Source organism: Aeromonas enterica (assembly GCF_054052465.1).
The window spans coordinates 87,294-111,458 of the sequence record NZ_JBSTYL010000015.1; the positions used below are offsets into that span (position 1 = coordinate 87,294).

The 24,165-nt window shown below is 47.1% G+C and carries 11 protein-coding genes and 1 pseudogene; 5 read left to right on the forward strand and 7 right to left on the reverse strand.

The genetic code is table 11. The annotated features are described in order from the left end of the window. Positions 1 to 120: 120 nt before the first annotated feature. The gene (gene nagE, locus ACW5XD_RS15670) at positions 121 to 1,599 is read right to left on the reverse strand and encodes an N-acetylglucosamine-specific PTS transporter subunit IIBC (protein ID WP_456495645.1); all 1,479 of its coding nucleotides are present in this window, start codon (positions 1,597 to 1,599) and stop codon (positions 121 to 123) included. 273 nt (positions 1,600 to 1,872) lie between these two features. Between nagE and nagB the strand changes: the two genes are divergently transcribed. The 4 genes from nagB to ACW5XD_RS15690 all read left to right on the forward strand — a co-directional run bounded on the left by nagB (position 1,873) and on the right by ACW5XD_RS15690 (position 6,141). Then, a complete protein-coding gene (gene nagB, locus ACW5XD_RS15675) occupies positions 1,873 to 2,673 on the forward strand; it encodes a glucosamine-6-phosphate deaminase (protein ID WP_042872490.1) in 801 nt (266 codons plus the stop codon). A 9-nt stretch (positions 2,674 to 2,682) separates the two neighbouring features. Continuing rightward, positions 2,683 to 3,828: an N-acetylglucosamine-6-phosphate deacetylase gene (gene nagA, locus ACW5XD_RS15680; protein ID WP_456495646.1), complete on the forward strand. Its 1,146-nt coding sequence runs from the start codon at positions 2,683 to 2,685 to the stop codon at positions 3,826 to 3,828. 4 nt (positions 3,829 to 3,832) lie between these two features. Then, positions 3,833 to 5,047 carry a DNA-binding transcriptional regulator NagC gene (gene nagC / locus ACW5XD_RS15685; RefSeq protein ID WP_456495647.1) on the forward strand — a complete coding sequence of 405 codons (1,215 nt, stop codon included), beginning with the start codon at positions 3,833 to 3,835 and terminating at the stop codon, positions 5,045 to 5,047. Positions 5,048 to 5,403: 356 nt separating this feature from the next. Then, complete coding sequence (locus tag ACW5XD_RS15690) at positions 5,404 to 6,141, forward strand: 4'-phosphopantetheinyl transferase family protein (protein ID WP_456495648.1); 738 nt, start codon at positions 5,404 to 5,406, stop codon at positions 6,139 to 6,141. A 68-nt stretch (positions 6,142 to 6,209) separates the two neighbouring features. Here ACW5XD_RS15690 and ACW5XD_RS15695 read toward each other — a convergent pair whose 3' ends face one another. The 5 genes from ACW5XD_RS15695 to ACW5XD_RS15715 form a co-directional block, all read right to left on the reverse strand. After that, entirely contained in the window at positions 6,210 to 7,226 is a 1,017-nt protein-coding gene (locus tag ACW5XD_RS15695) for a GDSL-type esterase/lipase family protein (protein WP_456495656.1), read from the reverse strand. Positions 7,227 to 7,415: 189 nt separating this feature from the next. Next, on the reverse strand, positions 7,416 to 8,591 hold the full coding sequence (locus tag ACW5XD_RS15700; protein ID WP_456495649.1) for a glycosyltransferase family 4 protein: 1,176 nt from the start codon (positions 8,589 to 8,591) through the stop codon (positions 7,416 to 7,418). Positions 8,592 to 8,596: 5 nt separating this feature from the next. Next, on the reverse strand, positions 8,597 to 14,437 hold the full coding sequence (locus tag ACW5XD_RS15705) for an amino acid adenylation domain-containing protein (RefSeq protein WP_456495650.1): 5,841 nt from the start codon (positions 14,435 to 14,437) through the stop codon (positions 8,597 to 8,599). Beyond that, on the reverse strand, positions 14,434 to 17,556 hold the full coding sequence (locus tag ACW5XD_RS15710) for a beta-ketoacyl synthase N-terminal-like domain-containing protein (protein WP_456495651.1): 3,123 nt from the start codon (positions 17,554 to 17,556) through the stop codon (positions 14,434 to 14,436). Before ACW5XD_RS15710 ends, ACW5XD_RS15705 begins: the two co-directional genes overlap by 4 nt. Before the next feature lies 1 nt (position 17,557). Next, on the reverse strand, positions 17,558 to 20,767 hold the full coding sequence (locus ACW5XD_RS15715; protein WP_456495652.1) for an AMP-binding protein: 3,210 nt from the start codon (positions 20,765 to 20,767) through the stop codon (positions 17,558 to 17,560). Positions 20,768 to 21,134: 367 nt separating this feature from the next. On the opposite strand from ACW5XD_RS15715, the gene ACW5XD_RS15720 reads away from it, so the two are divergent. Next, positions 21,135 to 23,732, forward strand: coding sequence for a family 20 glycosylhydrolase (locus ACW5XD_RS15720; protein ID WP_456495653.1), 2,598 nt, complete (start codon positions 21,135 to 21,137; stop codon positions 23,730 to 23,732). A 242-nt stretch (positions 23,733 to 23,974) separates the two neighbouring features. On the opposite strand, the pseudogene ACW5XD_RS15725 reads toward ACW5XD_RS15720, so the two are convergent. Further along, positions 23,975 to 24,165, reverse strand: a pseudogene (locus ACW5XD_RS15725) (IS5/IS1182 family transposase); the annotation flags it as partial.

Consider the following 24,165-nt stretch of genomic DNA (forward strand, 5'->3'; position numbering starts at 1 on the left):
ACTGCTGCTCTCATTTGAAGTAAAGGTTGGATTTTCTTGGCTTTTTTTATATTGGGCCCCGAGGCGGGGCCCTAGTTATGTCAACAATGGACTTAGACTTGAGGCGAGCTTGGCGCCCGATTAACGCAGGGCCTTCATCTCACCGGCGATGATTTCGGCCAAGGGGCCCAGAATCACCTGCAGGTTCTGTTCACCGAGCTTGACCACACCGGCCGCGCCCAGGGCTTTCAGCTTGCGCTCATCCACGATGCTGCGGTCTTTCAGAGTCAGACGCAGACGGGTGATGCAGGCATCTATGGTGACCAGGTTCTCTTGACCACCCAGCACTTCCAGATACTGGCGAGCCAGTTCGGTGCGGTCTGTGGTTTGAGCTACTGCCGGAGAGGTATCTTCGTCATCTTCACGACCCGGGGTTTTCAGACCCAACTTGGCAATCACTGCACGGAACACCACGTAGTAGAGACCGAAGAACACCAACCCCTGAGGTATAAGCATGTACCAGTTGGTCGCCAGCGGGTTGCGGCTGGAGAGCACCAAATCGACCATGCCAGCACTGAAACCGAAACCAGCCATCCAGTGCATGGATGCGGCGATGAACACGGAAATACCGGTCAGTACGGAGTGAATGACATAAAGTAGCGGCGCCACGAACATAAAAGAAAATTCGAGCGGCTCGGTCACTCCGGTGAAGAAGGAGGCAAAGGCGGCGGCGATCATGATGGATGCAACCTTGTCCTTGTTCTCTTTCTTGGCGGAGTGGTAGATGGCCAGCGCGGCGCCCGGCAGGCCGAACATCATGATGGGAAAGAAACCAGCCTGATACATACCGACCACGCCTTTCACCTGATCCAGACTCTTGCCAGCAGCCAAAGCGGCATCGATGGTAGCCTGACCAGCTAAGAAGTTCGGGATGTCATTTATGCCGGCCACGTTGAACCAGAATACGGAGTTCAGGGCGTGGTGCAGACCAATCGGGATCAGCAGACGGTTGAAGAAGGCGTAGATACCAGCACCAGTGGCGCCAAGATTGACGATGGATTCACCAAACTGGACTAGACCACCATAAACGATAGGCCAAATGATCATCATCACAAATGACACGCCGATCATAACCACTGAGGTCACGATCGGCACCAAACGGCGGCCAGAGAAGAAGGCCAGCGCCTTGTGCAGTTCGACGCTGCTGAAGCGGTTGTAGAGCTCGGCGGCAATCACGCCGCACAGAATACCAACAAACTGGTTGTTAATTTTACCGAACGCAGCTGGCACTGTATCTAACGGTATGCCTTTTATCATCGAGACAACAGCCGGACTCAGTAGTGTGGTCATCACCAAAAAACCAACCAAACCAGCCAACGCAGCAGAGCCATCTTTATCCTTGGACATACCGTAGGCGACACCGACAGCAAACAAGGTGGACATGTTATCAATAAGTGCAGAACCCGCCTTGATCAGGAAGGCAGCCAGCGCGCTGTCACCACCCCAACCGTTCGGATCAATCCAGTAGCCAACCCCCATCAGGATCGCGGCGGCAGGCAATACCGCTACCGGCACCATTAGGGCACGGCCGATCTTTTGCAAATAACCGAGAATGTTCACGGTTCCTCTCCTTAGTTAATGTTTTTCTAGAAATTAAGTGCTTATCACGTTTGACGCATAAGCCATCAAGGCTTGTTTGGCAGTCTAGGGCTTTTATTTCGCTGCGCAAATTAATAAACGTGTATTCGTGATCATTATCACCCAAACGAGATAAAGGTAGTGGATAGATGTGGCTTAGTTCGCAATCTTTATTTACGCTATAAAACAACTTGAATCCGTCTCAGCCTATTTGCCGCCGACACCCCGGCAGCAACCCGTACAGAGGTATCTACAATGCGCCTGATCCCGTTGAAATCTGCCAGCCAAGTGGGCCTGTGGTCTGCCCGTTACATCGTTGACCGTATCAATGCGTTCAAACCCACTGCCGATCGTCCCTTCGTACTGGGCCTGCCCACCGGCGGCACCCCACTCAACACCTACAAGCGGCTGATTGAGCTACATAAAGCGGGCGAGGTAAGCTTCGAGCACGTGGTCAGCTTCAACATGGACGAATACGTCGGTCTGCCGGAAGATCACCCCGAGAGCTACCACAGCTTCATGCACAACAACTTCTTCTGTCACATCGATATCCGCCCGGAGAACATCAACATCCTCAACGGCAACGCCCCGGATCTGGTGGCCGAGTGCAAGCGCTACGAGGAGAAGATCAAGTCCTACGGCAAGATCAACCTCTTCATGGGCGGCGTCGGCAATGACGGCCACATCGCGTTCAACGAACCGGCCTCTTCCCTCTCCTCCCGCACCCGGGTCAAGACCCTGACCGAAGACACCCGCATCGCCAACTCCCGCTTCTTCGGCGGCGACATGGAGCAGGTGCCCAAGCTGGCGCTGACCGTGGGTGTCGGCACCCTGATGGACGCCGAAGAGATCATGATTCTGGTCACCGGCCACGGCAAGGCCCAGGCCCTGCAGGCTGCGGTGGAAGGCAGCGTCAACCACATGTGGACCATCTCCACCCTGCAACTGCATCCGAAGGGAATGATGGTGTGCGACGAACCCTCCACCATGGAGCTCAAGGTCAAGACGGTGCGTTACTTCCAGCAGCTGGAAGCCGCCAACATCGGCCGTCTGTAAGGAGCCACCATGTACGCATTGACCAACTGCACCCTCTACACCGGCAGCTGTGTGCTGACCGGTTACGGGGTGGTGATCGAGGGCGACAAAATTGTCGCCATCTCCCGCCGGGCCGAACTGCCCGCCGGCATAGAACAACATGATCTGCACGGCGCCAACCTCTGCGCCGGCTTCATCGACGTACAGCTCAACGGCTGCGGCGGCGTCATGTTCAACGGCCACATCACTACCGAGACCCTGGCGACAATGCAGACCGCCAACCTCAAGTCCGGTACCACCAGCTTTCTGCCGACCCTGATCACCAGCCCGGATGCGGACATGAAGCAAGCCGTTGCGGTGACCCGCGACTACATGGCTGCGCACCCCAACGAGGTGTTGGGCGTGCATCTGGAAGGCCCCTACACCAACCTCAAGCGCAAGGGCATCCATCCGGCCGCGCAGATCCGTCAGCCCGCCGACGAGATGATCGATTTCTTCTGCGCCAACAGCGATGCCATCGCCAAAATCACCCTGGCACCGGAGCGCAACAAGCCGGAGCACATCCGCCAGCTGGTGGAAGCAGGCATACTGGTCTCTGCCGGCCATACCGCCGCCAACTACGATCAGGCCATGGCCGGGTTTGACAACGGCATGCGCTTTGCCACCCACCTCTACAACGCCATGACACCGACCGTGAACGGCCGTGAGCCGGGCGTGGTGGGCGCCATCTACGATCGCAAGGATGTCTATGCCGGCGTCATCGTCGATGGGCATCACGTGCACTGGGCCAATGTGCGGCTGGCCCACAAGATGCTGGGGGATCGGCTGGTGCTGGTCACCGACGCCACCGCCGCTGCCGGGGCGCCGGAAGGCTTTGAGAAGTTTGATTTTTGTGGCGCAACCGTCTATTTCCGCGATGGTCAGTGCGTCGACGAGAATGGTACACTCGGCGGTTCTGCCCTCACCATGATTGAAGGGGTGGAGAATCTGGTCAAGCAGGTCGGATTACCGCTCGATGAAGCACTGAGAATGGCCACCCTTTATCCCGCTCGCGCCATTGGATGGGACTCACGTCTCGGTAGTATCCAGGTCGGAAAAATAGCCAACCTGACTGTCTTTGATCAGGCCTTCACGGTCTGCGGGACCGTGGTTAACGGACACTACACAACACAGTGACACTATGACTGGCGGACAAATAGCAAACGTAGATCTTATCAAGCAGGTCAACAGTGCGGCCGTATATCGGCTCATCGACCTGCAAGGCCCCATCTCGCGGGTCAAAATTGCCGAGTTGAGTCAGCTGGCCCCGGCCAGCGTGACCAAAATAACCCGGCAACTGATCGAACATGGCCTGATCAAGGAGACCTCACCGCAAGCCTCTACCGGCGGGCGGCGCGCCATCTCGTTGACCACCATCAAGCATCGCTTTCAGTTTGTGTCCGCCAAGCTCGGCCGCGGCTATCTGCAGCTGAGCCTGTACGATCTCGACGGCAAGGAGCTCGATCAGCACATCACTCAGGTGACCGAGATCGACCAGCAGCCCGTGGTCGACATGCTGCTGCGCGAAATTGGTGCCTTCATCGACGCCCAGCAGGAGCGCAGCCGCAACCTCATCAGCATAGCGCTGACCATGCCGGGTCTGGTCAATCCGGAATCGGGCATGGTCATCTATACCCCCAAGTACCAGATCCGCAATCTGGCGCTGGCCAAGCTGCTGGAGAACCACTTCAACCTGCCCTGCTACGTGGGCAATGACACCCGCTCCCTGGCGCTGGCCGAGCACTTCTTCGGTGAATCCCGCGACTGCATGGACTCCATCCTGGTGAGCGTGCACCAGGGGGCAGGCTCGGGCATCATCACCAAGGGCAAGGTGTTCCTCGGTCAGAACCGCAACGTCGGCGAGATCGGCCACATCCAGGTCGAACCGCTCGGCAAGCGCTGCCACTGCGGCAACTTCGGCTGCCTGGAGACCATCGCCTCCAACGAGGCCATCGTCGACAAGGTGAAGGAGCTCATCAGCCGCGGCCACCTGAGCTCGCTGCAGGAGAAACACATCACCATCCAGGAGGTGTGCAAGGCCGCCATGGCCGGTGATGAACTGGCCCGCAGCGTGATCGAAAACGTGGGCGAGCATCTGGGACGGGCGGTGGCCATCACGGTCAACCTGTTCAACCCGCAGAAGGTGCTGATTGCCGGCGAAATCACCGCCGCCGAAGAGATCCTGTTCCCGGCCATCCGCCGCTGTGTCGAGCACCAGTCCCTGCCAAGCTTCCACCGTGGCCTGCCCATCATGAAGGCGCGCTTCCAGAACCAACCCACCATAGGCGGCTTCGCCCTGGTGAAGCGGGCCCTGCTGGAGGGTGATCTGTTGCAGATCATCATGGAGCAGAAATAATTGATGTATAATCTCGACATTGACTCATATATCTTGAACTAAACACTCACAACTTAGAGCCCCGATATATCCCATCGGGGTTTTACATCTAAATGTTAGATGTATCCGTTACTTGCGTTAATTGTCGAAGCTTCACTCATAACCCCCTCTTTCTCACGCCACTTGTCGTGCTATAGCCACAACAATTCAGCCGAAGATCGGCCTAACCAATTGACCACTACAGCATTTAATCTCTTTCTCATACATTGATATGTTAATAACGCTGTTGTTCAACGAAAATAATAATAGCCCTATCTGAATCCAATAGAATATTGTAATCTAGACAAGATATATAAACATCACAACTGAGGTATAGAGTGATTCAATGGCACAAGTTATTTATACAAGAAAAGGCCTTCATAAAAAGTGTCTATATAAACAGGCTTGCGCCAACAGAACGTGTCCAGTGGGTTTTTTGTGAGTTCGACGCCAAACAATTTCATGAGTCATTGTTCCTTGATAACAACATCCCTTTAAAAAAAGATATCATTAACTCTGTCGTGCAACGTAAGGGAGAATATTTGGCCGGCCGCATAGCCTCTCGCCTAGCCCAACACTTACTGGGATTATCACCAGAACCTGTTGGTACAGGCCAGCACCGGAATCCGATGTGGCCAACGAATACAGTCGGCTCAATTACACATGCAAATAGCTATGCCATCGTCGCCATGGCCCGCACTCAATACGTTCACAGGATTGGTATAGATTATGAGCCATGGATTGATGCCAGCACCATAAAAAGCGTGATTGATATCATCATGTGTGACAGAGAAAAAACAAAAATAGAAATCGATTCACGGACACCAAGAAAAGATATTACCATCATTTTTTCAGCAAAAGAGAGCCTGTTTAAAGCTCTCTATGATGAATGTGGTGAATACAAAGATTTTCATGCGGCCGAGTTTGTCACTATCGATCATCAGAGGTCAACGGTGCGATTACGACTGACAGAGTCATGGAGCAATAAGTTAAGGGCCGGAACAATCTTTTTTCTAGAATATATAACGTATCATGATGGTGTCATTACATACCTTATCAACACCAAGACACAGTAGAAGACACCGAATATCTCGGTGTCTTCCATGTTTGCCCGATTTACATCATTTACGAAAATAACTTCTGGTCATTCACTCAGCAATGACGTATCGGAAATAAATGAAGCCAGGGTGGTCGAAATCCTTTTGTGCTCCACTTCAGTAGGATGCCACAAGCAGCCATCAAATTTAATGTCAATTTTTTTGATATAAATTCTGCGCTCCCCCATTCGCAACAACTCTTCATTTACTGCATTGATGGCGCGTTCAAAAGGATCGTCTTTATCTAGTTCCAGACCGACCAGAACGATTGGAACATCACCGTATCGCTGCCGGAGCTGGATGATAAACTGTACATAGGCATCAGTCCAACTGTGTCGGAAATCCTCAACGTTGGCCCAAGGCTCATCGGGTTTTAAAACGGTATTGAAATCATTGAGCCCCAATTCAATAACCAACAGGTCAGGATGACGGTCCTCGTAAGCGGATGAGTCATTCAACACTGCCCCTGCCTTATTAAAGTAATAAGGTAAATTGTGATAGCGTTGCTCTCCAGCATAGTTTCTTATCACACCTAATCCGGAGTAGGCTACCTGACTATGACTAGCATTTAACAGCTTAGCGGTCATAGTGGGAAACGCGACTCTGGCATTTGATGTTTTAAATGTTTCATCGCTACTGCACTGCTGATGATGTGATTCACTGCCCAGTCCGGCACTGAGCGAATCACCGAAAAATATAATGTGTTTTTTGGGGGGGCGATGTTCCAATACTTCCCCATTAACCTCGAGCCCATCAACCAACACCATCTCTTCATACGTCTCGTTTCTTTTAACCAGTTCAACAACCACATCTTGCTGGCTATCAAATTTGACCAATGAGTATTGTTTGAGTGTAGAGTCAGTATTTATGATGCTGACAACACGTCCATTCACGAGCACATCAAATCGCCCCCCTCTACCATTCATGATAATGGAAGCATCCATGCCTTTAAATCTAAAGGATAGGGCTACGCCTGGCCAGTTGAAATACACATCACTGTTTGTCCAATCCTTAACCACTCGTCCACTGAAAGATAACCGATAGTCCGTTGCCTCTACGTCCACATCTTTAGCAGCACTAAACGAAGTCCACAAGATGAGTAACGCTATTGATATCAACCTTATTATGTTTCCCAAAATTTATATCCCCATTATATAAAAACAACATACCCAACTCACCATGACATAAGATCACTAACGATAATTTACCCCTTTCATCGTCAATAACCCTCTAAATATCCACAGCCTTTGTCATCATATTGATACGCCAGCGGGGTAATCATCCATAACACCATCATTTTTTAGCGATGAAATAGCTATTTCCATATTATCAACAGCCATGGACCAGCTAGTTACCGACCGACGGGCAATTTCCCCCATCTTGATACGTTCCGTTTTGTGATAATAAAAATATTTCATCCCATTCAATAGAGAGTCCATATCTGCTACATCAAAATTAATTCCACTCGAGAAGTGCTCATACTGCTCAGCATTTCCACCCCGATGTGATGTCATCACAGGAAGCCCACATGCCATTGCCTCTGACACAGTGATCCCAAAAGCTTCAAAGTCACATCCTGTGATGAAAAGATCATTTCTCTTCAGCTCCATAGCGACTATCTCACTGGGTCTCTCACCCATGAACCTAATGTTTCCAGATGTCGATAGAGTCTCTAAGGTTTCCAGCATTGGACCACTTCCAACGAAAGTCCATTCAATATTCAAGCCCTGCTCACGTAAATTTTCTGCGGCATCAATAAACAAATGCAGGTTTTTCTCCCGTGATAATCGCCCCACATAAATAACTTTCATCACATCTGTCACTTCATGACATAGCGATGGTTTAAACATCTCAGTATCGACACCAAGAAATGAGACGACTGTGGAATTTATATTAAGAAGGTAATTATTCTTTAGGAAAACTGACGGAACGAATACCGCATCATATTGACCATAAATAGTATCAACCTTACTATTTATTGCAGCTGCGTCCTTGCTCATACCATAGTTTGTGCAGAGCGAAGCTAGATCGACATGACAGAGCGCAATCGTCAAACACTGTTCAGGAACAATACAGACAATATCGCTCAAACAGAATCCCGCATCCATATATAATGGCATGGGTTCATCAACTAACAGAACATCTGGCTGGAATGAAGCGATCTCGTCAGCAAGAGTCCGCGTACAACGATGATCGGGAAATGGTGATGTCATTGAGTTACAATGGACAGCCAAGGGCATGCTAATGATTCTTACACCTAAACTTTTTAGGATTATAACTGCCGACTGCTCTCTTAATGTCGGATATCTAGGCACTAACAGACTAACTGTGTTACCACGGCTGGCCAATTCTTTACAACGATAAAAAACTGACTGGCTAATACCATTGACCTCGGGATAAAAAAAGAAACTTAAAATCAGATATTTCATGCTATCTACCTCTTGTTATAATTCGAAAACATAAACGGAAGTAGATAATCTATGACCTTTGCCGTTTCGCTCACAGATGGCTCGAGTAACATAGTGTCGTGACCAGCATCAATTGAACATGTAAGCAAGGGAGACTCACATATGGGCTGCCAGTACATCTTTGACGATGGCCCTAAGCGCGGTTCGATCAAGGCAACTTTATCCATCATTCCACTCGAAATGGGTATCTGATAACTTCGTTGATTGCAATATCTAGCAAACATAGCCTTTAGTTGCTCTGCACTAAACATCGGCTTTTGCTTCTGATTACATAGCAGATTGATCGCAGAATCAAAATCAATGAGTGCATTATTATCTTTCGAAATGTCGAGTGAGATGTTATTGCCAAGGCTGTTGGCGACTGTCATCATAAAGTGATCCTTTATACTCATAAAAGATGGAATGACTCTCTCAGTAGGCCAACAATCGAGTAAGATAACAGGAGGTCGAATTATACCTTTGTTTTTTAATGCCTCAGAAACTCTGGCTGCAATTCCCCCTCCTATGGAGTGGCATAACAATACTGATTTAGAGAGATCGAACTCATCTAACGCGGATAGATATATTTCTATAGGGAAGGCATCAATATCCAGGAGGGCATTGAATCCTATCACGGTTGCATCACAAGAAAGATGTCCTATTAGATGACTGAAGCACTCGCTCTGACCCAGAACACCTGGAATACAAATTATATTTAAATTAGAATCACCGCTTTTTAGCAATACCTTTTCTAAGGATCGATGTCTTATAGCAGATAAATTATGTTTCTCGAATACACTCTCCATTGGTTTGAACTTAAAATCATACAGTGATTGTTGTAAAATTGCGGTGTAGCGTGCGGCCACATTCTCAATGAATGAATCATCATGCACTGCCCCCTCTAAATACCAGGAGATGTACGGGTCCTCATCAATATATTTTAATTCCATTGTGAATGACTGCGAGGAACTTTCATTTCCATCTCTAGTATTATCGTTCGACTCAGAAAACACAACCGGAGAACTATGGTCGATTGAACATATACATATTCTATTATTTTCACGTCCAATAATCGTTCTGACATTATCAATGACAGTATTGAACTCCATACCCGGATGCATAGCATGCTCAGATTTGATCGTAACAAGCTCATCATCCAGCAGTTCTACCTTCAGAGAAACAGCATCGACCGCTTTAACCTGTGAAACTGTGAATATATAGCACGTATATAACCATTCTAGTAATGAGATATTCCTATCCATACACTTGCTTTTTAACTGAAGATGGACACGAGGTGCTAAACGATGATGATACTCATGACCTTTTCGCGCTATCAGCTGCGCTGGATTAACACTGTTAGGAACAGCTCCAAGGTACTTTAATCGTTCATCCGGCACCACATATGCCGATTCATATTCTGAATTTCTCCCGACAGTTTCGGTGCTGTACAGCATAGCCTTTAAATAAGAGGTAAATAGATTACTATTCCTTTCCATGTCAGGCTTATCGAACATAGCTTTTCGATAGTTCCATGTGATCGTCATGCCACCATCACCTGTGGTTTCTATCGAGAGATAGTGATCGACCTCTTGCTCCTTCGATGGGATAGGAATACGACTAACATCAATGTCAGGTAATATTAGTGGCTGCCCTTCGAAGTTCTGCATCACCATCATCATCTGATACACTGGGTATCGACCATGTTCAAAATCCTTCACATTATAATTATTTAATGCGGTGACATCCAAAGGGAGATGGTCGAGGCACTCGATAAACTCTCGCTGATGTTTATGGAGATAATCTGAAAATGTTTTATCTGGATCATAATCACATACTAAAAGTGCTGAACTTAGGCATAGACCAATAATATTTTCATCATCAGGCATAGGCCGATGAGAAACGACTGTCCCTAATATTACTTTTTCAAGCTTACATTGCTGAGCCAGAAATATACTCATTGCACTATACAATGTAACAAAGGGTGTTACCTTATGCTCAAAGCTGATGGCCCTGAGTTGCAAAACAAGTGATGGGGGAATGACTAACTCTATACTGTTAACTTCTCGACAGGTATCATTCTTCACCTTCTCACCCGGTAAAGATAACCATCGATGTCTCTGTCCAACTCGACGATTCCAATAAGGAAGGTTTCTGTCTTCATTGCAAGACTGGTTCTTTGCATAATCGAAGAAGCTAGTATGCAGTACGGGCGCCTTAAAACTAACACCTTCAGTAGAGTGACCACAGTAAAACAATGCCAGCTCACGAGTCAGGTTTTGTAGGCTCCAACCATCTATAATAATATGATGAGCCATGATGAGAAGCGTATGCTTTAAAGCTGAATGTTGAAAGAGATAAAATTTTATTAATGGCCCATTATTGATATCGAAACCAGCTCTAACGGCCCCCTCTAGAAAATCAGACCATTCCACGGCTAAGGAAGATGCTTGGTTTATTAATACTCTGTTGGTACTGTCTAATCTCATCCATAGTTTATGCCCATCCGAACAAAACGTACTGTGAAGTGATTGGTGACGCTTTACTATGTTTTCTATTGAAAAAAACAACGCCTCTTTGTTCAGATCACCATCAAGTAATAGCTGCTCTTGAATATGAAACGCAGGTGACTTTACATGTTTATCAAATCGCCAAAATTCTCGCTGTGATGGCGTGGCTAATACCATGGAGTGTTGATCGATGGCCTTTCCTGTCGAGCGTCTATCACCACCATCTCCGTCAGTCAGCTGTGTTGCCAATTGAATAACCGTTGGATAGTCATAAACAGTAGAAAGTGGAACCCTTTTCCCCAAGTCACTTCTTATTCTAGCCACTAATCTTGATGCGGATAATGAGTGGCCACCACATGCAAAGAAATTACTATTTGGCCCAACTGTTTTCGTTAAAACTTCATTGAAGAAACCGAGCAATTTCGTCTGTAATTCGTTAAGCTCTATGTTGTTAGAATTCGCGGACTCTAATTCATAATTTGCAATTTTTGTCAATGCGTCATAATCAATCTTATTGTTAGGTGTTCGTGGTAAAGAAGTCAAAATAATGATTGAGTTTGGGAGCATGTTCCTGGGCAAGCAAGATAACATATGATTATAAACTTCATCACGTGTCACCTCATTTTTATTCTCTATAACAATTGCAGATAGAAGACGGGATTCATTACCACTAGACGGCATCCAACATACCGCATCCAGCACCCCTCTACACTGACACAATACGTTAACTATTTCATCCGTCTCAACTCTCACACCGTTAATCTTTATTTGGCTATCAGTTCTACCTATATATAAAAGCTCTCCCACCTCATTCCATTTAACAAGGTCTCCAGTACGGTAGACTCTATTCTCGACAGTAGCATTTCCAATTTTTTTTAAAAAAAACTTCTTCGTTAACTCTTCACGATTTAAATATCCATTGGCAATCCCATCCCCCCCCAATACGAGCTCACCTTCGAAACCTATGGGAAGTAGTGACATATGCTGATCGACGACATAGCAAGAAGTGTTATAAAATGCCTGACCAATATTATTTGGCGTGTTTAACTCACTACATAAATGCATATGTGTAGCGATAGTGAACTCACTCGGCCCATACCCATTATATAACTTGGTGGCATTCTGCCATGTTTTTTTCACCGCCGGTGTCATTGCCTCACCAATACTGATCACCACTCTCACGCTGGATAAACTATTCGGCGAGAGTAGAGAGAGAACACTAGGAGGCAGATGAAGATGAGTAACCCGTTGTCGTTGCACGATCTCTGTTACATGATTAATATCTCGAGAATGCTCAGGATCGAGCAAGACTAGTGTGGCTTGGTTTACAAATGCCATCAACCATTCAGCTGTGCATGCGTCAAATGCGGGAGATGAAAACTGAAGCAGTCTATCACCATGAGAGATAGAAACTGACTTGTTAAAATTAAATGCCGTATTTCTCAATCCTCGATGTGACAGTATGCTGGCCTTGGGTTTACCTGTTGAACCTGAGCTGTAGTTTATATAAGCCACATGATCATTATTGAGTACCGGCAATGAACTACCATCAGTCACCCCATTTAACAATGTTTCCATTTTCAAACACTGATAGTTTAGGTCTGACGGAGGCCTTATAGCGTCAGCTATAATGTATGAAACATTACTATCATCAATCATGAACTCTGTGCGCGATGAAGGATAGTCTGGATCTAACGCCAAATATGCCGCACCGGATTTCAAAACACCCAACATACTGATAAACATATTTATAGAGCGTGGCATATACAACGCAACAATATCACCATCTCTTATCCCTAGCGCATTCAAACTGTTTGCTACACTGTTTGTGCGTTGCTCCAGCTCTTGATAACTAACATAGCCCCCATCCGATGCAAAAATAGCAGGGCTTGTACCTATCACTCGTGCATTATTCCTAATCCAATCAACAACAGTTCCATATGGGGCAGCTACTTCTCTGTTATTATATACAGCAATGGCCTTGAGGTCTTCATCATCAATAAGTGGCAGATCACACAAGGGCATATCGGGAGATAATAATGCCGCTCGAGTTATATTAGTTAATGCTTTATCAATGCCAGCTATGGTCTCTTTTTTATAGAGGCCGGTTGCATATCTCCAAATGAATTTGGCACCATCAATTGCAGGTTGACACTCGAGAGTCAGTTCCGCTTTAATGTCTCTTGGTGAAAGATCAGCACAAATACTAATATCATCGCCATTTAGTTTTGGCATATCCGTACTAATATTTTGCAACACCAAAAAGACTTGACTCAGAGGGGATATTCCAGCACTTGTTTCTGTGCCAGACAATTCTAATATTGTGTCGTAACCAAGCTGTTGATGTGAGAGCGCCGTCATCGATATTGAACGTTGCTTTTTTATTGCTGCTAAAAACGTCTCTTCTGGCGAATATTCAATATGAAACGGTAGTGTGTTTGCAAGAAAACCAATCACTTCGTGGCTATCCGTAGCGATTCGATTTGCGCACGGTGAACTAATTACAACGCTGGTCCGTCTATACAATCTACAGAGACATGAACTAAATAAAACCTGGAGTGCGACGAACTCACTACAGTTATTTTTCCTTGCCAAAGAAGATAATAAAGACCAGTCCTCTTCCCCCAAGCGGCTAACCATTACTCCACCCTTTCTATCCATTCGATAAGAACAATGTAGATCGGGTGTAGGCAAAGAAAATGCCGGAGCATGCTCGAGATACTTTCGCCAGAATGCTTCTCTGGCCGCATTACCATGCTGCTGTCTTACTAATTCACCAGAGTAATAGCCACTAAATATCGGTGCTGGCTCAATCAATCTACCCGATGACATTAGTTCTGACCATTCACGCAGCAAGACCATGAATGACCAACCATCGATGGCGACATGATGAACAACAATCGCAATATAGTAATGATCAGGCTTCAATATAAGCCCTACTCGCAGCGGTAGTCTCTCCCAAAAAACTAGATCCTGGGATATCCAGTCATTCAAGACTGATGATATGTCTTCTGTTTGTTCCAGCCGTACTTGTAACCACTCTAGTTCAGCACCGCTCGCATCCCAGGGAACAAGTTTTTCATCAACAAATATAAAGTTTGTTGACAAACTCTGATGACGAGTGACCAATTCACCAAATGATGATTGAAGGCGAGCTACATCAGGGATTCCATTTCCTTTTAGAAGCAGTAGCTCATGATAGCTACGGTTGCTCAATTGCTGAGCTTGCTGCTCTAAGATTCTTGCTTGGCTCGTTGTAGGTAGAACATCAACGTTGGCAAAAGAATCACTACGAGTTTTTTCTAATAAAATAGAGTTCATAACGTTTCACTTTTCTCATACTTTGATGCATTGACCACACCGGATTTTAAGTAATCGTACAGTGTGCTGAAAACTGGGTAGTCATACATATGCTCCAGCCCGACATTTAAGTTAAGCTTTTCTGCCAGCAATGCCGAAAAAGAGAGAGCACTTAACGATGACCCACCTGACATCCAGAAGTTGCTATTCGACTCTGGTCTTTGACCAATCGTTCTAAACCAACAGTCTTGCAGTATTGATAAAACATCAAGAGGTTCAATAACTTTTTGATCACTCCCTTTTAGGTGATTGACAAGATCATCAAACTTTGAAAATTCATACAGATAATCTGATGATATTTCTTCTCCTTTAATAGCTGACATCTCTGCTATTAAGGTTAATGCCGTAAGCGATGTGCCACCCGCTTGCCAAAAATCGCTTTCTGATGTGGGCAAAGATCCCAATATGCTGGACCAACAATTAGCGAGCCGCTCCACTGGATCATGTCGTACATTTTCTTTTTTCACCAAGGGCGCGGGACTTGATGGTAGATGAGTTGCCTGGTTAAAGGCCCTACGGGGCGTTGGATAAGTAACAGAGATGGTTGGCTGTGGCAAACTGACACCGAGACACATCATCTCTGCCATCGCCAGTTGAAGGACACCATCATCTGAGATCGATTCCTGTCTGCCCTTTATGGTTCTACAGGTTGCGTGTCGTTGAGGATTCCAACCACTCATGGCATGACAAAATCCAAGAAGGCCAGCACCAGGCCCGACTTCGACAAAGATAGTGGGCCCTGGTAATGCAAGTAGTTTTTCCAGTCCCTTGGCGAAGTTGACGGGCTGACATATCTGATTGCTTAAATAATCAGGAGTCACCGTAGCATCACTAAGCCAGTGTCCATCAACACTACTGACTACGGGAATCGCCGGATGACAAAAAGCACATGATTGATGAAGAATTTCATTTTTGAACTCATCAGCCACTGGCCGCAATAATGGTGTGTGGAAAGGATGTCGGTTGTTCAACTTGTGAAAAGAGATGCCACCCTTTTTACACCACTCTGATAACACCGCGATCGCCGAGACAGTACCGGCCTGGACATGGTGACGATCGCTGTTATATGCGGCTGTCCAGACCTCGGTCTGATCATTAGAATGGAATAATGGTGGCATGGCATTGAATGCTAACATGGCTCCATCGGGAGATTCAGCCATCAGTCTTCCCCTATGAGAAACCAGTGTGATAGCATCATCTAAGGTCAGCACTCCTGCGATGCATAACGCGACCCACTCACCAAGTGAATGCCCTAACAACGCATCGGGACGGATGCCAGACTCCACTAAAGTATGGGCCATTGCATACTCGATACTGAATAATAATGGTTGTACTTCAGCGGTGTTATTCAGCACACCTAGAGTGGTATCCCATAGCAATTTATAGGGTTCAATAATGCCAAGACCACGTAATTTATAAAAGCAACGATCGAGATGACGTCGAAATGTTGAATTATATTTATACAGCTCTGATGCTATGCCTCTATACTGACTTCCTTGCCCTGTAAACAAAAAAACTATGCGTGGTTTTTCATCAAATGGCTTGTGATAACACCGACCGATCACCTCACCACTTGTTGTATCTGCCACCAGAGCAGTACGTGATTTTTTTTCTGATATAAAGGGGTTGGCTATCTGATTATACAACCTAGTATGCATATTTTTCGCGAGCGCCGAACTCATGTTACGATGAATAGATCCCCTTATTGCATCCTCAATCAATTCCTGTGTTGCCGATAGCGTACTCTCTCGCAGCACCTCACTCGCAAACACTTCAACTCTGGCATTGTCATTCCCTGCATCCAGGGGTTGTTGATAGCTAGTGAGAATGATATGTGCATTTGTTCCACCTATACCAAAAGAGCTTACACCAGCCGCTAATATTTTATTTTCTGGCAGGACTATTCCCTTTCTAGGAATGATGATTTTTTTTGCGTATTGCTCTAGTGAATTTGATAACTTATCAAAAGCCGGATGTGGCGGAAGATATCTATTATGTAGTGAGAAAATAGCTTTGATCAACCCCGCCATGCCAGCAGCAGCATCGAGATGACCAATATTCGCTTTTACCGCACCAATAAGAAGTGGTTGCTCTCGCTCATATACACTGAGAAGAGCTTGTATTTCAATCGGGTCACCTAGACGAGTACCGGTGCCATGTGTTTCAACAAAATCAATATCATCCGCACTTAACTGGGATGACAATAATGCACGGCTCAACGCCTTAACTTGTCCATCTAATCCAGGAGCTGTGTATCCTGCCTTTTCTCGCCCATCGTTATTAATAGCGCTACCTTTAATTACTGCATATATATGATCATGATCTGACAGCGCATCTTCCAATCGTTTTAGAACAACAAAACCAGCGCCCTCACCCCACACAGTCCCCTGAGCCGATTGGTCAAATGGCCGGCAAAATCCATCGGGTGATAAGATCATTCCTGGTTGATGAACATAACCTCGTCTGTCTGGCACTACATAAGCAGCACCAGCTACAGCCATATTACAGTCACCGGAGAGTAGAGCGTTGACGGCCTGATGAACACAAACCAGTGAACTGGAGCATGCAGTGTTGCTATAGATTGCAGGACCTTTCAAATTTAATGTGTATGCAACTCGTGTAGCAAAACACCCTGGGTCGAGTAGAGTATTTGCTTGATACACTGCGGTGAGATGGTCCGGTGTGCTTTGCATTACTCTCTGATACCAATATGGATTATATGCCGCACTGACAAACAACCCCGTCTCGTCTGAGTGTCGCTGTGAATAAGGTGGATAACCTGCGTGCTCTAGCGCCTGCCATACTTCATGGTGCATAAGGCGTAACTGGGGGTCCATTATATTTGCTGACTGAGCATCATAACCAAAAAACTCTGGATCAAAGTCATAGCGATTGTCAACGACACCACCTCTAATGACGTCACCATTCGCCCCCCCTTCAGCCTCCAGTTCATCATGACTCAGTGAGCGAATACCAATAACGCCTTCACATAACTGAGACCACCATTGCTCCACATTTTTAGCCCCAGGAAAAACCCCAGAAACACCTATTACAGCACACTCAAAACCAGTAACATTCATTTTATTTACCCTCCAATACCACTCGACGCTTGCCTAGCAAGTTATTGCGAATGTGATTTTTATTTCCATCTTGTGTCCTGGCATTAGCCGGCAACTTAGCCTTGTTAAGGAACTGAGCTTGCGCCGTTATGCTAGGACATATAAAAATAAATGTATCTGGAATTGAACTTGGGAAATTTCTGCGAATTTTATCCAATAGAATCTGAGCTTGCAGAGAGCTACCGCCACAATCAAGGAAATTAGCCGTTATGTTCACATCCAGTTTTAGTATGCTTTTCCATAGTGTATGTAGCCGCTCAACCACTTCTAGATCAACACTCTCTGACGGAGGGACATGGATCTCGATATCGATACAACCCCAAGGTTTCGCCATATTCAGATCAATTAACCCCGTCAACTTTGTACGATCGGTTTTATCACTTCCATTAACTGGCCATGAACTACACTTTTGCAAGAAATCTGGATACATATAGTCAGTTAGCTGCTCCTTGATCCAAGTCATAAAGTGTGCTTCTGATATATCACCTTGATATAGCAATACTATTTTTTTCTCTTCACCTTCATTACCCACTGCCAGCACTGCTGCGACATGTTGCACCATGGGATGCATCGTACAACTGGACTCAATATCTCCTAACTCGATTCTAAACCCGCGACGTTTTATTTGGTTATCGGTTCGTCCAATGAATTTAAATTGACTACCTGTATTAAGTTTTACTCGATCACCGGTCAGGTAAATACGTTTCCCCATAGGATGATATGGAAACCTGGATGCGGTTAATTCAGTGGCGCCACAATAACCATCTGACAAGCAGCAACCAGCCAAAGCGAGTTCACCCTCGACTCCCGGTGGAAGGATACGCAGATCACTATCGAGAACATATGCTTCACAGTTTTGAAGAAGATTGCCAATTGATTCAACAGTCTCCTCACCAGCCACAGGCTTAGCCATCACCCACACGGTTGCTTCCGTTGGACCATACATATTAAATACCAAGCCACACCGATTACTTAGTGAGAGGGCTACATCTTGAGGCAATGGCTCCCCTCCAACCAAGGCCGTAATTTTATTTGGCGGTGTCCATCCGGCTTGTAATAATAGTTTCCAAGTTGTAGGAGTTCCTTGAACATGTGTTACGTTACATTTGGCTATCAGTGCTGCCAGAAGATGGCCTTGACGCTTAGTGATTTCATTAGCAATAACACAGCTACCACCGACATAAAGTGGACCGAGCAATTCAAGTACAGATATATCAAACGTAGGCGCTGTGGCTGCAATAATAATAGATTCCCTGCTTAGGGAAACCGTATTACAACAACCTTCAAGGAAGCTGTCTCTCGCTGCTGAGTTAATCAGTACACCCTTGGGTTCACCAGTAGAACCGGATGTAAACAATACATAAGCAATATAATTGCCTTTCTCTATGCCAATATTTTTTAAACTGACCGATTCAGGATTGATTGAGCACAGGTCTGAAGGCGTATATACATTTATTGATAACTCCGGAGCTAAGTCTAACTGACGATCAGACACCAGCATATTTGCATTAACTTTTTTCAGCAATGCATACAACCTGACCGAGGGTATGTTTTCTTGTATCGGTACATATGTTGCCCCAAGATAGTTAGCTGCCAGCAAGTTGACTATGAACTCGATACCTCTTGGCAATGCCAGAACGATGTTATTTCCCTTTTTAACACCCAGCTGATTAAACACACCTACCCGTTCTAATACCAAGCACCACAATTCATTATAAGTGTGACAATCACCATCTTCAGTAATGATAGCTATTTTGGATGGGTTGGTTATTGAGTGATGATAAATATTGCTAATCAAGGGAGGTGAATTTGGTTTATAGTTATTGTTAATCGTACGATAAAGTGATTTTTCACTTTCTGTTAAAAGACATACTTCTTTCAATGGAATATCTGGAGAGGATAACATGTTCTTTATGATATGAATCAATCTATCAACCCATAAGACGCCATCCTCAAACGTAAAATAACCAGGATTAAACTGGCAATCCAATATCGGTGATGCTGCAGAATGATAATGACGAAGATAAATACATATTGGTGTCATTTCTGCATGGTGACATAGCGCTGATATTTGATTCTCAACTGCATTATTTTTTAAATCAAAATCCAATGGTTCATAAGAAAACATTATGTCATAAACTGGGCGATGAGCATCCAGGCCAGTCATACTTTTCTTTATTTCACTTATCGGGAATCGTAAGTGTCTATAGTCTCTTTTAATACAACTCGATAGGTTCTTTATTGACTCAGACATAGACAAAGTTACATTAAGGTCTATGACCAAGGGAGAGATACCCGTCGTCAACCCACAAAATGTGGAGACACCATGAGATCTCCTATGTGTCGGCAACCCCATTGTAAGGGACTTGTTCCCATACGCATGACAACATAGCTCAATAGCCAACAACACAACATAGTGTGGCGAACAGCCCAGCGTCTTGGAAAAGATTTCTATACTATTCCAGACATTGTCAGGCATCAATTCTTCTATTCTATAGGTCATATCCCCGTCGGATTCAGCTAGCGGGATTATGGATTTTCTGCCATCTGTCAAACGCTGCTGCCAATATAACCTATCTTTCTCCCAACGATGACTACCAATGTATTCCAAGTCATTGAGCATTTCATCCGAGAAGTGTTCATTAAGACTAGGGATATGATAGTCATCACCGGATAAACTATGACAATAATGATGAATAAAATCCGTATAAAATCGTTGGAATCCGGCGCCATCGAATGCCAAATGATGAAACGAAAAATAAAGATGACATTCGGAATCGTTCACCGGGGAGAAGATACATCGTAATAGTGGCGGCGTTGTCAAATCGAATGGTTTTCGCAACCACTCTATCCATTCATCTTTCTCTGGCCAACCAGGCCTTATATCAAAAACCGGTTGTAATAATTCAACTCTATCCTTATAAGAATGACTATCATCCACGTTAAATCCAAAGCATAGTGTTTTATATGACCTTACAGTATTTATATAGGTCTTAACTAATAACTCTACGTCAATATCACCTGTCAATACACTTCTAAAACCCAAATTATAAATAGGGCTTCCTTTATTCAAAAACTGATGTGTGAATATGTCTGACTCCACTAGAGTCAATGATATATTTTCCTTTATATCTTCGCTTACGGTATCAAGCGCTTTTTCCCCAATCATCATGAGGCCCTCATTGAATCCAGCCAACACATATACCCGCACTTTGTTCTCAAGGCAAATTATGATTTTTACTAATGTGACTGACGTTCAATATTGGCATAATGGCCATATCGGCACTAATCAGTGTCTTTCTCTTTCTGTACTGGAATGAGAAACACCACAAAAGCACATTAAAAACAGCAAGTTAAATTTAACCTTACTAAATGCTGCCCCCTTGCCGCCCCCCATCAAAGAGACGAGACTCAAAAGGGATCTCCATCACAAAACATACAAAACGCTTCGTTCGGCACCCGTTTTCTGTATAAAAAACACCCTTTCAGCGCTACCCTTGCTTCGCCAAGAAAATTAACAACCAAAAAGGATGGTAACAATGCGCGTAAGACGTTCTCTGGTCAGCATGGCGCTCGCCATAGCCTTGACAGCTCCGGCCGCCATGGCCATAACCCAATCCCAGCTGGACGGGATGGGTCAAGGAGTCGACCTCAAGTATCAAGTCATCGATAACACCCTGACGGATGGCAACAGCTTCCGGGCGAGTATCACCTTGCGAAATAACACCGCCCAACTTCTGCCAGCAACGGGTTGGAGCCTCTGGTTCAGCCATATTCGTGACGTGAGCAAGCTCTACACCGACCAATTCAAGGTCACCCATGTCAACGGCGACATCTTCAAACTGGAACCAACAGCTCAATTCCGGGGGCTGCCCGCCGGCCAATCGGTCGAGATCGCCTTTGATGGAGGAAACTGGCAGGTTGCCAAGACTGACGTGATGCCCAACTGGTACTTCGCCGCAAAAGATGCCAAGGGCAACCCCATCACAGCGCTGCTTGCCAGCACCAGTAATACCCATAACGGCGTGGTCCCGACGGAGCCCTCGGCCGAGCTGCCGTTTGTGGGTGATTTCAGCACGCCCAGACAGTGGAAACGCTATAACGGCCCGAGCAATATCGACCGCTGGAATCCGTTCACAGCCGCCGAACGCTATGCCCGTAACGCAGATCTGTCCGTACAGGCTCATCCGGTCGGCGTCGTGCCAACCCCCGCCGAGATGCAGCTGGCCACCGGCAATGTCACCCTAGGTGCAGACTGGGTTGTCGTATTTGATAACGGCTATGAGGAGCAGGCTCGCTGGTTGGCGGCCAACCTTGGTCTGCAAGCGCAGAGTTGGTCACCCAACACCAGCAAGGTGATTCGCATGGGTTGGGGGCAGGTGCAGATAGACGGGCAGGCCAAGTGGGAAGAGGCCTATCGCCTCAAGGTCGACAGCAAGGGCCAAACCATCCAGATCACGGCCGCAGATGCAGCCGGCGCCCTCTATGCCGCCCAGTCGCTGCTGCAACTGGAGCAACAGCGTGTTGTGCCTGCGGTGACCATCGCCGACGCCCCGCGCTTTGCCTATCGCGGACTGTCGCTCGATACCTCACGTAACTTCCGTAGCAAACAGGCCGTGCTCTCCCTGCTCGACCAGATGGCAAGCGTGAAGCTCAACAAACTGCATCTGCGTCTGGCGGATGATGAAGGCTGGCGTATCGCCATCAGCGCCCTGCCGGAACTTACCGATGTCGGCTCGCGCCGCTGTCACGATCCGGCCGAGCGCACCTGTATCCTGCCGTTCCTCGGTGCAGGTCCGAACGGGACTACCCAGTCCAACGGCTTCTATAGCGCCGACGATTACCGTGAGATCCTGAGTCACGCCAAGGCGCTCAATATCGAGGTTATCCCCGAGATCGACATGCCGGGCCACGCCCACGCCGCCATCAAGGCGATGGATGCGCGTAGTGCCCGTCTGAACGAGACTGGTCAGCCACAGCAGGCTGCCGAATACCGCCTATCCGATCCGGATGACCGTACCGATTACACCTCGGTTCAGATGTTCAAGGACAACGCCATGAACGTCTGCATGGAGTCGACCTATCGCTTCATCGATACCGTGGTGGCTGAGCTGGTGTCCCTGCACCAGGATATCCAACCGCTCAAGACCTTCCACTTCGGGGGAGATGAAGTTGCCGGAGCCTGGAAGCAGTCACCCGCTTGCCAAGCGTTCTTTGCCAACAACAGTCAGGGAATCAAAGAGCCGTCCCAACTCAGCCAATACTTCGTTGAGCGGGTTTCCAGCATCACGTCGACCCACGGTCTGAACATGGGTGGCTGGGAAGATGGCCTGATGCACGACAACAAGGTCTATCCGCGCAGCAACCTGGCCAACGCGCTGGTGAGCGGCAACGCCTGGCAGAACATTTGGGAGTGGGGCGTGGCCGATCGCGCTTACAAGCTGGCCAACGCCGGCTATGGCGTCGTCTACAACCAGGCTACCCACCTCTATTTCGACCACCCGAACGAGCCGGATCCGGCCGAGCGTGGCTACTACTGGGCACCACGCTTTACCGATACCCGCAAGACCTTTGGCTTCATGCCGGACGATCTGTTTGCCAACGCTGATTACACCCGTGCCGGCAAGCCGATCACCAAGGCTGACGTGGTCGATGGCGCCACCGCCAAGACCCTGGAGCAACCGGCCAACGTGCTGGGGATGCAGGGTTCGCTCTGGGCCGAAACCGTGCGCACCGACAACCAGTTCGAAGAAATGCTCTTCCCACGGGTCTTTGCCCTGGCCGAGCGGGCCTGGCATAAAGCAGGCTGGGAGGCCAACGACAACGCCGGCAAGCCGGCTGACAATCAGGCGCGCAGCAGCGACTACAACCGCTTTGCCAACCTGCTGGGTCAGCGTGTATTGCCGAAGCTGGAGGCCAGAGGTGTTGACTTCTACCTGCCGGTGCCGGGCGCGATCATTGAAGGCGGCGTGCTCAAGGCCAACAGCCCGTTCCCGGGTCTGACCATCCAGTACTCCGTCGATGACGGCGGTTGGCAGACTTACGACGCGGCCAATGCTCCGAGCGTCTCGGGTAAGGTGGCAGTCCGCACGGCCTCCGGCCTGCGTGCTGGCCGAAGCGTAGTAATTAACAACTAAATTAGAATTTGTAGTATCTATTGTGCGACGATAGATAATCTATTTGTCGCATATTTAGAGCTCTGAATTAAAAACAAAACTGATTTACTGATATGAGAAAATCCGAAACCTGTTTATTTGGTTTCGGATTTTTTATGTGTATGAAAAAGGCTCTAGATTCTACCCCCAGTCGCTCAGAAACTTAGTGGCGTTGCTGCCCAAATCAGCCATTAGGCCACAACTTCCCCAGCCCCAGGTGATAGCTACACATGGGACTTTCTAACCGGCAGACCAAGGGCATTCAGTTTGTTCATCGCACATACGTAGGCCATGATCTCTCCCACTTGTCCGTTGTAGTTACGTAGACTGATTTTTCCCGTCATCAATTGTTTGAACCTATACATCGCCGTCTCGGCCAATGAGCGCCGATGATACCCGGACTGCTGCTTCCAGT

Excerpts from the sequence above, each read along its gene's own strand:
- nagA (WP_456495646.1), top strand. The coding sequence starts at position 2,683 with ATGTACGCATTGACCAACTGCACCCTCTACACCGGCAGCTGTGTGCTG.
- ACW5XD_RS15710 (WP_456495651.1), bottom strand. The coding sequence starts at position 17,556 with ATGAATGTTACTGGTTTTGAGTGTGCTGTAATAGGTGTTTCTGGGGTT.
- ACW5XD_RS15700 (WP_456495649.1), bottom strand. The coding sequence starts at position 8,591 with ATGAAATATCTGATTTTAAGTTTCTTTTTTTATCCCGAGGTCAATGGT.
- ACW5XD_RS15720 (WP_456495653.1), top strand. The coding sequence starts at position 21,135 with ATGCGCGTAAGACGTTCTCTGGTCAGCATGGCGCTCGCCATAGCCTTG.
- nagB (WP_042872490.1), top strand. The coding sequence starts at position 1,873 with ATGCGCCTGATCCCGTTGAAATCTGCCAGCCAAGTGGGCCTGTGGTCT.
- ACW5XD_RS15715 (WP_456495652.1), bottom strand. The coding sequence starts at position 20,767 with ATGATGATTGGGGAAAAAGCGCTTGATACCGTAAGCGAAGATATAAAG.
- ACW5XD_RS15705 (WP_456495650.1), bottom strand. The coding sequence starts at position 14,437 with ATGAACTCTATTTTATTAGAAAAAACTCGTAGTGATTCTTTTGCCAAC.
- nagC (WP_456495647.1), top strand. The coding sequence starts at position 3,833 with ATGACTGGCGGACAAATAGCAAACGTAGATCTTATCAAGCAGGTCAAC.